The organism is Streptomyces inhibens (assembly GCF_003389455.1).
Lineage (GTDB): Bacteria > Actinomycetota > Actinomycetes > Streptomycetales > Streptomycetaceae > Streptomyces > Streptomyces inhibens.
This window is the reverse complement of record NZ_QUAC01000392.1, coordinates 1-8,616: the sequence shown is the minus strand read 5'-3', so window position 1 is coordinate 8,616 and position 8,616 is coordinate 1. Positions and strand designations below refer to the sequence as shown.

Below are 8,616 nucleotides of genomic sequence, written 5' to 3'. Positions count from 1 at the left end.
CTTCGGCGTCGCCGGATGTGACAGCGCCGCCGCCGGCACCCTTGAGGGCAGCCACCTCGAACTTCCCGTCACCGGCGGCACGGCCGTCGTCGACACCACCTCGCTCGCGGTGACCGCGCGCACCGGCGACGGGCAGCGGCTGGTGCTGTCCGGGCCGGCCGGCGGCGGGCTCGGTGAGCCGGGGCCGGTGACCCGTACGGCCGACGGGGCGCGCTGGAGCTACCCGGCCAAGGGGCTGAGCGTGAGCGCCAGTTCGGAGCGCGGGCGGCTGCGGATCAAGCTGCGGTCGGACCGCGACGGATCGGTCAGCTGGCCGGTGACCGGCACCGACCGGGCCGCCTCCGCCGTCCAGCTGCCGCGCGGCGAGGGCCTGGACATCCCCGTACGGGACGCGTTCTGGAACTCCGGCTCCGAGAAGGGCGGTCTGGCCGGCAGCACGGTTGATGTGGGTGCCGAGCTGGCCCTCCCCTTGTGGGGCTACTCCATGGGCGGGGCCGATGGGTCCGGCGGCGGGCACGGCGTCAGCTATCTCACCCCCACCGACCTCGGCACCTCGCTGCGGTTCACCTCCACCGGGGGCCGGCTGCGCACCACGGCCGCGCACGCCTTCGACGCGGGTGAGGGCACCCGCGACTACGACGTCTCCTTCGCCCTCACCGACGGCAACCCGGTCGCCCCCGCCGCCGACTACCGCTCCTACCTCGCCCAGCACGGCCAACTCGGCAGCCTGCGCAAGAAGATCCGGAAGAACCCGGCCAACGGCAAGCTGCTCGGCGCCTTCCATGCCTATGTGTGGGGCGAGGCCCGTACCGCCTCCGGGGTCGGCAAGCTCAAGCAACTGGGTGTGGACCGGATGTGGCTCGGCTATGACGCCGGACCCGGCCCGATGAGCGCCGCGGCAGTGCGGGCCGCCAAGAAGGCGGGCTATCTCGTCGGCCCGTACGACACGTTCGCCAACGGGCAGGACCCCAAGACCGCCGACAGCCCCACCTCGGCCTGGCCGGACCGGGTCTACCCCGACTTCTGTGTACGGAAGGCGGACGGCACCGCGCAGACCGGGTTCGGCGGCCGCGGCTGCTATCTCAGCTCGCGCGCCTTCGAAAAGGCCGAGCCGGACAAGCACTATCTCGCCGACCGCACCCGCTCGATGGTCGCCAACGGCGCGGACAGCTACTTCCTTGATGTCGATGCGACCGGCGAGCTGTTCCGCGACCACGGCAAGGGCCACGAGATGACCAAGGCGGGTGACCGGGAGATGCGGCTCGCCCGGATGCGGCGGCTGGCGAAGAACCTCGTCCTGGGCTCGGAGTCCGCCCAGTCCTGGGCCAACCAGGTGCTGGCGTTCGACCACGGCTCGGGCACGCCGGTCGCCGACGGTCTGTGGAAGCTGGAGCGCGACCGGCAGAAGTGGGGCGGCTACTTCCCGGAGAACGCCCCGACGATCTTCTTCAAGCCGGTTCAGCTGCCCGCCGATCTGGCCACCGCGATGTACGACCCGAAGTACCGCGTCCCCCTCTACGAGACCGCGCTGCACGGCTCGCTGGTCAACGTCGAGCGCTGGGAGCTGTCGTACGAGAAGCTGCCGGCGCAGAAGACCGCCCGGGCGCTGCTCGCGATGCTCTACAACACCCCGCTCAACTACGTCCTCGACGGCCCCACGCTGACCAGGAACGGGCCCGAACTCGCAGCGCTTCAGAAGTACTTCGCACCGCTGCACCGCGCCGCCGGCACCGAGGCGATGACGTCGTTCCGATGGCTGACCGGTGATCGCACCGTCCAGCGCACGGTCTTCGGCAACGGCACGCTGACCGTCACCGCCAACTTCGGCACCAAGGCCCACGACGGTCTGCCGGGCGGCTGTGTCGACGCCCGGCTGCGCACCGACCAGCAGCCGCGGCGACTGTGCCCGGCGCAGCTGAACGGCTGACGGGCGAGCGGCTGACGGGCGAGCGGTTCCCCGTCAGCGCGCTGCCTCCAGGTAGCGCAGCACCGCGAGCACCCGGCGGTGGTCCGTCTCGGAGGGCGGCAGGTCGAGCTTGCCGAAGATATGGGCGATATGTTTCTCGACCGCCCGCTCCGAGACGGTCAGCGCCGCGGCGATGGACTGGTTGGTGCGGCCCTGTGCCATCAGGGAGAGCACCTCGCGCTCGCGCGGGGTGAGCGAGTCCAGCGCCCTGGCCCGGCGGCTCGCGCCGAACAGCTGGGAGACCACGTCCGGGTCCAGCGCGGTGCCGCCGGCCGCCACCCGCTCCAGCGCGGCCACGAACTCCCCGATGTCCACCACTCGTTCCTTGAGGAGATAGCCGACGCCGGCGAAGCCCGTGCCGAACAGCCGGTCCGCGTAAGCGGTCTCCACGTACTGGGAGAAGATCAGCACACCGGTTGCGGGGTGCTTGCGGCGCAGTTCGACGGCGGCCCGCAGCCCCTCGTCGGTGTGGCCGGGCGGCAGCCGGATGTCGATCACGGCGGCGTCCGGCCGGTGCTCCTCGACGGCGGTGAGCAGCGACTCGGCGTCCCCGACGGCGGCCGCGACCTTCACCCCGCGCAGCTCCAGGAGTTGGACGAGGCCATCGCGCAGGATCGCGGAGTCCTCGGCAATGACGACGCGCATGGTCCCTGCCTCTACTGGTGACGTGGATGGGCTCCGGACGGCGGCGGGCACGGGAGCCGGACGGCGACCACCGTAGGCCCTCCGGCCGGGCTTTCGCAGGTCAGCGTGCCATCGACGGTACGAATCCGGCCGAGCAGCCCGGTCAGTCCGCTACCCGCGCCGACCACCGCGCCGCCCCGCCCGTCGTCCCGTACGGACAGCCGCAGGACCGCTCCCCCGGGCCCGTCGTCCGTCGCGACCGCCACGCTCACCCGCGTCGCACCGCTGTGTTTGACGGCATTGGCGAGCAGCTCCGCGGCGCAGAAGTACGCGATGGATTCCAGCGCCGGGGAGGGGCGCCGGCCGATCTCGGTACGGAGGGTGACCGGCAGCGGCGCATCGGCGGTGAGGGTGGCCAGCGCGGTTTCCAGGCCCTGGTCCAGGACGGGCGGGTGGATACCGCGGACGAGGTGCCGCAGATCGGTGACGGCCTGGGTGGCGTTGCCCTGTGCGGTCTCCACGACGGCGAGCAGCCGGTCGCGGTCGGCGTCGTGGGTGATCAGTTCGCGGATCAGGGTGAGATGCATACCGAGGCCGACCAGCCGGGCCTGGGTGCCGTCGTGCAGATCGCGTTCGATCCGGCGGAGCGTGGCGGCGGCGTCGTCGACGGCGTGCGCGCGGGTCTCCTCCAGGGTGCGGATACGGGTGTCCGCGGCGCTCGGGCCGAGCAGTGCGCGCAGCAGCAGCCGGTGCGGCGCGCCCGCCCGGCGTACCAGCCAGGGGGCGAGGAGTACGAGGAGCGCCCCGATCGCGACCACGACCAGCCACCGCGGCCAGCTGTCGAACTCCACGCCGTAAATCTGCAGCGACACCCTGCGGACCGAGCCGTCCGGGCCACGGAGGGTGTAGTAGTTCCAGTTCCGCAGTACGGGGTGGGCGAGCGCCAGCAGCCCGTAGACGTAGCACACGAGGACGGCGACCAGCGGCAGTACGGCCGTCAGCGGCGCCAGCAGCGCGGCGCCGACGGCCCGCCAGCCGGCCGGGTCGCCGAGCACCGCCCGCCGCCAGCCGAACGCACCGGGCCCGCTGCGCCGCCCGGCCGGATCGACGGATTCCCCCAACAGGCCACGCATCAGGCCGAGTTGGATACCGCCCAGGCCCAAGGCGCCGCGTACGGTCAACGCGATCAGCCATGGCCCGAGCGCCGTCCACGACAGCACCGCGCCCACCGCCAGCCCCGCCGGCACCAGCACCAGCCCGAGCAGCGCGAGCGGCGCGGCGAGCAGTGCATGCAGCAGTGCGGCGAGGCTGCGCGGCGCGAAGGGCGCGACAAGGGCGGATATGAGGGGGTGGCGGGGGCGGGGCATGTGGTCAACCTAGATCCTGAGGTGGCCGACCCGGGCCCTGTCCGGAAGGTCACGGCCCGGGTCCGCCGGGCCGGGCCTCGGGCCGTGGCCGCCTCCGTGCCCCTCACACCCCGGCCCGCACCGCACTGAGGGCAGCGTTCCGCCCGGGAAACAGCGCAGATGCGGGCGGGTAACAGCCGGACCGCAGGCTGACGACCATGACCTCGACTCCGCCGCACACGGACACCACGCCAAAGACCCCGCCCGGCACGCCCCCCACCATCGCCCTCATAGGCCACGGCATGGTCGGCCAGCGCTTCCTGGAGGAGCTCGCCGACCGTGGCGTCACCGAGCGGGCGCGGGTGGTCGTACTGTGCGAGGAGCCGCGCCCGGCCTACGACCGCGTCCAGCTGACGTCGTACTTCGCCGGCCGCACCCCGGACGAGCTGAGCCTGGTCGATCCGGACTTCATGGCCCGGCACGGTATCGAGCTGCACCTCGGCGACCCGGCCACCGCCGTCGACCGCGCCGCCCGCACGGTCACCGCCCGCTCCGGCCTGACCGTCCGCTACGACACCCTGGTGCTGGCCACCGGCTCGTACCCGTTCGTACCGCCGGTGCCGGGCAAGGACAGTGCGGGCTGCTTCGTCTACCGCACCATCGAGGACCTGCTGGCCATCGAGGAGTACGCAAAGAACGCCCGCACCGGTGTGGTGGTCGGCGGCGGGCTGCTCGGCCTGGAGGCGGCCGGTGCGCTCAAGGGGCTCGGACTGCGCACCCACATCGTGGAGTTCAGCCCGCGGCTGATGGCCCTCCAGGTCGACGAGGGCGGCGGCCGCGCGCTGCGCCGTACCGTCGAGGAGATGGGCCTGGAGGTGCACACCGGTGTCGGCGGCAAGGAGATCGTCGCGGACGGGGCCGGCGCGGTCACCGCCATGGGACTGTCCGACGACTCCCGTATCGACACCGATCTGGTCGTCTTCTCGGCCGGTGTCCGCCCCCGCGACCAGCTGGCCCGGGACTGCGGGCTGCCGGTCGGCGCGCGCGGCGGCATCATCGTCGACGAGCAATGCCGCACCGACGACCCCGCCGTGTACGCGATCGGCGAGTGCGCGCTGGCCGCCGACGGCCGGGTCTACGGCCTGGTCGCGCCGGGCTACGACATGGCCCGTACGGCCGCCGGCACCATCGCCGGGCAGCTCGCCGGCGACACCGGGCAGGTCGACGGCTTCACCGGCGCCGATCTGTCCACCAAGCTCAAGCTGCTCGGCGTGGACGTCGCGTCCTTCGGTGATGCGCACGGCACCGCCGACGGCTGTCTGGACGTGGTCTACTCCGACTCCCGCAGCGGCGTCTACAAGAAGCTGGTGATCGGCCGGGAGGGCGAGCTGCTGGGCGGTGTGCTGGTCGGCGACGCCGAATCGTACGGCATGCTGCGCCCGCTGACCGGCTCCGTTCCCCCGGTGGCGCCCGAGCAGCTGGTCCTGCCCGCGGGGCTCGCGGCCGACGGCGGCGCCGCGCTCGGCCCGTCCGCGCTGCCCGACAGCGCGGTGCTGTGCAACTGCCACAACGTGACCAAGGGGACGGTCAGGGCCGCGGTCACCGAGCACTCCTGCGGCACCCTGCCGGAGATCAAGAAGTGCACCAAGGCCGGTACCGGCTGCGGAAGTTGCGTCAAGTCGCTGACCGCCGTCATGAACGACGAGCTGGCCGCGAACGGCGCCACCATCGACACCGGTCTGTGCGGCTGCTTCCCGCACACCCGCGCCGAGCTCTACGAGATCGTACGGACGCTGCGGCTGACGACCTTCGCCGAGCTGCTGGACTCGCACGGCCGCCCGGAGGCCAGGAACGGCGACGGCTGCGAGATCTGCAAGCCCACCGTCGGCTCGATCATCGCCTCCCTCGCGCCCACCGTCGGCGCCGACGGCTATGTCCTCGACGGTGAGCAGGCCGCCCTCCAGGACACCAACGACCACTTCCTCGCCAACCTCCAGCGCAACGGCTCGTACTCGATCGTGCCGCGCATCCCCGGCGGTGAGATCACCCCGGAGAAGCTGATCGTGATCGGCGAGGTGGCCCGCGACTTCGGCCTCTACACCAAGATCACCGGAGGTCAGCGGATCGATCTGTTCGGCGCCCGCGTCGATCAACTCCCCCAGGTGTGGGCCCGGTTGGTGGACGCCGGCTTCGAATCCGGGCATGCGTACGGCAAGGCGCTGCGCACCGTGAAGTCCTGCGTCGGGCAGACCTGGTGCCGCTACGGCGTCCAGGACTCGGTCCGTATGGCCATCGAACTGGAGCTGCGCTACCGGGGCCTGCGCTCCCCGCACAAGCTGAAGTCCGCGGTCTCCGGGTGCGCGAGGGAGTGCGCGGAGGCCCGCGGCAAGGACTTCGGCGTCATCGCCACCTCCAACGGCTGGAACCTCTACGTCGGCGGCAACGGCGGCGCGGACCCGCGCCACGCCGACCTCCTCGCCCAGGACCTGAGCGACGCCGAGCTCATCCGCCTGATCGACCGCTTCCTGATGTTCTACATCCGCACCGCCGACCGGCTGGAGCGCACCTCCGCCTGGCTGGAGCGGATCGAGGGCGGCCTCGACCACGTCCGTGACGTCGTCGTCCACGACTCCCTGGGGCTGTGCGACGAGCTGGAGGCCCTGATGGCCGCCCATGTCACCCACTACCGCGACGAATGGGCCGAGACCCTTGCCGACCCCGAGCGGCTGGCCCGCTTCGTCTCCTTCGTCAACGCACCCGACGCCCCGGACCCGTCGGTCCGCTTCGTGCCGGAGCGCGACCAGGTCAAACCGGATCTGACGCTGCTGGCCGGACCGACCCTGCCCGTACGCACGCTGGAAGGGACCTTTGCCTGATGAGTACCGCTACTGTCACTGCCGCTGTCACCGCCGCTGTCACCGCCACTGCCGATCTCGCCGCCGCCGCACCGGACGCTGCCTGCGGGGCTGCCTGCGGGGCTGCCGCCGGGGTCGCCGGGGCCGCCGGGGTCGCCGCCACGGTCGAGGTCCAGTGCCCCCAGGGCTGGCTCGCGGTCTGCACGCCGGGCGATCTCACCCCGGGGCGCGGTGTCGCCGCCCTCCTCCCGGACGGCACCCAGGTCGCGCTGTTCATCGACCGGGGCGGCCGGATGTACGCGATCGGCAACCGCGATCCGTTCACCGGCGCCCAGGTCCTCTCCCGCGGCCTGACCGGCTCCGCCGCGGGCCGCCCATTCGTGGCATCGCCCCTGCTCAAGCAGCGTTTCGACCTGGCGACGGGGGACTGTCTGGACGACCCGTCGGTCACGGTTCCGACGTACCGCGTACGGGCGGCGGGCTGACGCCGGACCGACGGCAGGGACAACCGATGCGCAACCATTTGGTTGCACCTCCTGGCCCAACGTGCAACCATTGGGTAGCACGTAAGGGCGTAAGCCACGACGTACGCGCGGCAGGAGGACCACCCCATGAACACCCATGACGACATGAACACCCATGACGACAAGGACAAGAACCGCATCGAGCGCGAGATCAGCATCTCCGCACCCGTGGAGCGGGTCTGGGCGGTGCTCACCGAGCCGGAGCACGTCGGCTCATGGTTCGGGCAGGGCGCGCCGACGCCGGTCGATCTGCGGCCGGGCGGCATCATGCACCTCGACCACGGCGAGCACGGCCAGTTCCCGACCACGATCGTGAAGGTGGACCCGCCGCACTACTTCTCGTACCGCTGGGCGAGCGCATACCCCGGCGAGGTGGCGGTCGAGGGCAACTCCACCCTCGTCGAGTTCACCCTGACCCCGGAGGGCGACGGCACCCATCTGCGCGTCGTGGAGACCGGCTTCGCCGACATCACCATCCCCGAGGAGCAGATGGCGAGCGCCTCGTTCGAGAGCCACTCCGAGGGCTGGTCCGGCCAGGTGGAGAACATCCGGCAGTACACGGAGCGGCTCGCGGCATGACGACGGGCGCAGGGGCAGGCACACACCCGGAAGCGGGCGGGGACTCCGGGGCGGGTGCGGATGCTGTGGCGGGCACGGATGCCGGGGCGGGTGCGGATGCCGGGGCGGGTGGGGATGCCGGGGCCGGCGGGGGCGTCGTGGCGGGTGCGGACGCCGTGGCGGAGGTGTTCGCCGCGCTCGCCGACCCGACCCGGCGACGGATACTCGACGCCCTCGCCGCGCACGGCGAGGCGACCGCCACGGTCCTGGCGGCGGAGCTGCCGGTCAGCCGCCAGGCCATCGTCAAACACCTGGGGGTCCTCGACCGGGCCGGCCTGGTCGCCGGCCACCGGGAGGGCCGGGAGGCGCGCTACCGGGTCATACCGGAGCGGCTCGGGGTCGCCGCCCGTTGGATGGACCGGGTGGCTGCCGCGTGGGACACCCGCCTCGCGGCCATCAAGCGCCTCGCCGAAGGAAAGTGACTGCCTCCAGGAGCGGTGCGGACGGTGAACTCCCCACCCGCACGCATCCGGACCCGCACGCATCCGGTGATCAGCCGCAGCGGCGGCCGTTGTCAGTGGCGGCTGTTGTCAGTGGCCGCTGTTGTCAGTGGCGGCTGTTAGCGTCCCGCCTGCATCACTGAGGAGCTTTACGGCCGCCCCCCTAGATGAGTGAGTCCGATGTCTGTGCTGGCCGCGACCATGGTGAAGGGCGCCCGTTGGCTCGTGTGTGACTACCAGCCT

7 protein-coding genes are annotated in these 8,616 nt (G+C 72.1%); 5 read left to right on the top strand and 2 right to left on the bottom strand.

Translation table 11 applies throughout. The features are described from left to right. Positions 1-1,927 (top strand): glycoside hydrolase (locus DY245_RS35465; RefSeq protein WP_128511207.1); only part of this gene is annotated, 1,927 nt, incomplete at its 5' end. Positions 1,928-1,960: 33 nt separating this feature from the next. On the opposite strand, the gene DY245_RS35460 is transcribed toward DY245_RS35465, so the two are convergent. After that, positions 1,961-2,611 (bottom strand): LuxR C-terminal-related transcriptional regulator, encoded by a 651-nt coding sequence (locus tag DY245_RS35460; RefSeq protein WP_128511206.1) that lies wholly within the window; start codon positions 2,609-2,611, stop codon positions 1,961-1,963. Positions 2,612-2,622: 11 nt separating this feature from the next. After that, entirely contained in the window at positions 2,623-3,957 is a 1,335-nt protein-coding gene (locus DY245_RS35455) for a sensor histidine kinase (protein WP_128511205.1), read from the bottom strand. 197 nt (positions 3,958-4,154) lie between these two features. Between DY245_RS35455 and nirB the strand changes: the two genes are divergently transcribed. The 4 genes from nirB (at position 4,155) to DY245_RS35435 (ending at position 8,355) form a co-directional block, all read left to right on the top strand. Further along, positions 4,155-6,812: a nitrite reductase large subunit NirB gene (nirB, locus tag DY245_RS35450; RefSeq protein ID WP_128511204.1), complete on the top strand. Its 2,658-nt coding sequence runs from the start codon at positions 4,155-4,157 to the stop codon at positions 6,810-6,812. Then, entirely contained in the window at positions 6,812-7,276 is a 465-nt protein-coding gene (gene nirD / locus DY245_RS35445; protein WP_128511203.1) for a nitrite reductase small subunit NirD, read from the top strand. The genes nirB and nirD overlap by 1 nt, the downstream gene beginning before the upstream one ends. 126 nt (positions 7,277-7,402) lie before the next feature. After that, the gene (locus DY245_RS35440; RefSeq protein ID WP_244943474.1) at positions 7,403-7,894 is read left to right on the top strand and encodes an SRPBCC family protein; all 492 of its coding nucleotides are present in this window, start codon (positions 7,403-7,405) and stop codon (positions 7,892-7,894) included. A 155-nt stretch (positions 7,895-8,049) separates the two neighbouring features. Continuing rightward, positions 8,050-8,355, top strand: coding sequence for an ArsR/SmtB family transcription factor (locus tag DY245_RS35435; RefSeq protein ID WP_128511208.1), 306 nt, complete (start codon positions 8,050-8,052; stop codon positions 8,353-8,355). Positions 8,356-8,616 lie beyond the last annotated feature (261 nt).

Bases quoted from the DNA above. Each gene is read 5' to 3' on its own strand.
- DY245_RS35460 (WP_128511206.1), bottom strand. From the start codon at position 2,611: ATGCGCGTCGTCATTGCCGAGGACTCCGCGATCCTGCGCGATGGCCTC.
- DY245_RS35455 (WP_128511205.1), bottom strand. From the start codon at position 3,957: ATGCCCCGCCCCCGCCACCCCCTCATATCCGCCCTTGTCGCGCCCTTC.
- nirB (WP_128511204.1), top strand. From the start codon at position 4,155: ATGACCTCGACTCCGCCGCACACGGACACCACGCCAAAGACCCCGCCC.
- nirD (WP_128511203.1), top strand. From the start codon at position 6,812: ATGAGTACCGCTACTGTCACTGCCGCTGTCACCGCCGCTGTCACCGCC.
- DY245_RS35440 (WP_244943474.1), top strand. From the start codon at position 7,403: ATGAACACCCATGACGACATGAACACCCATGACGACAAGGACAAGAAC.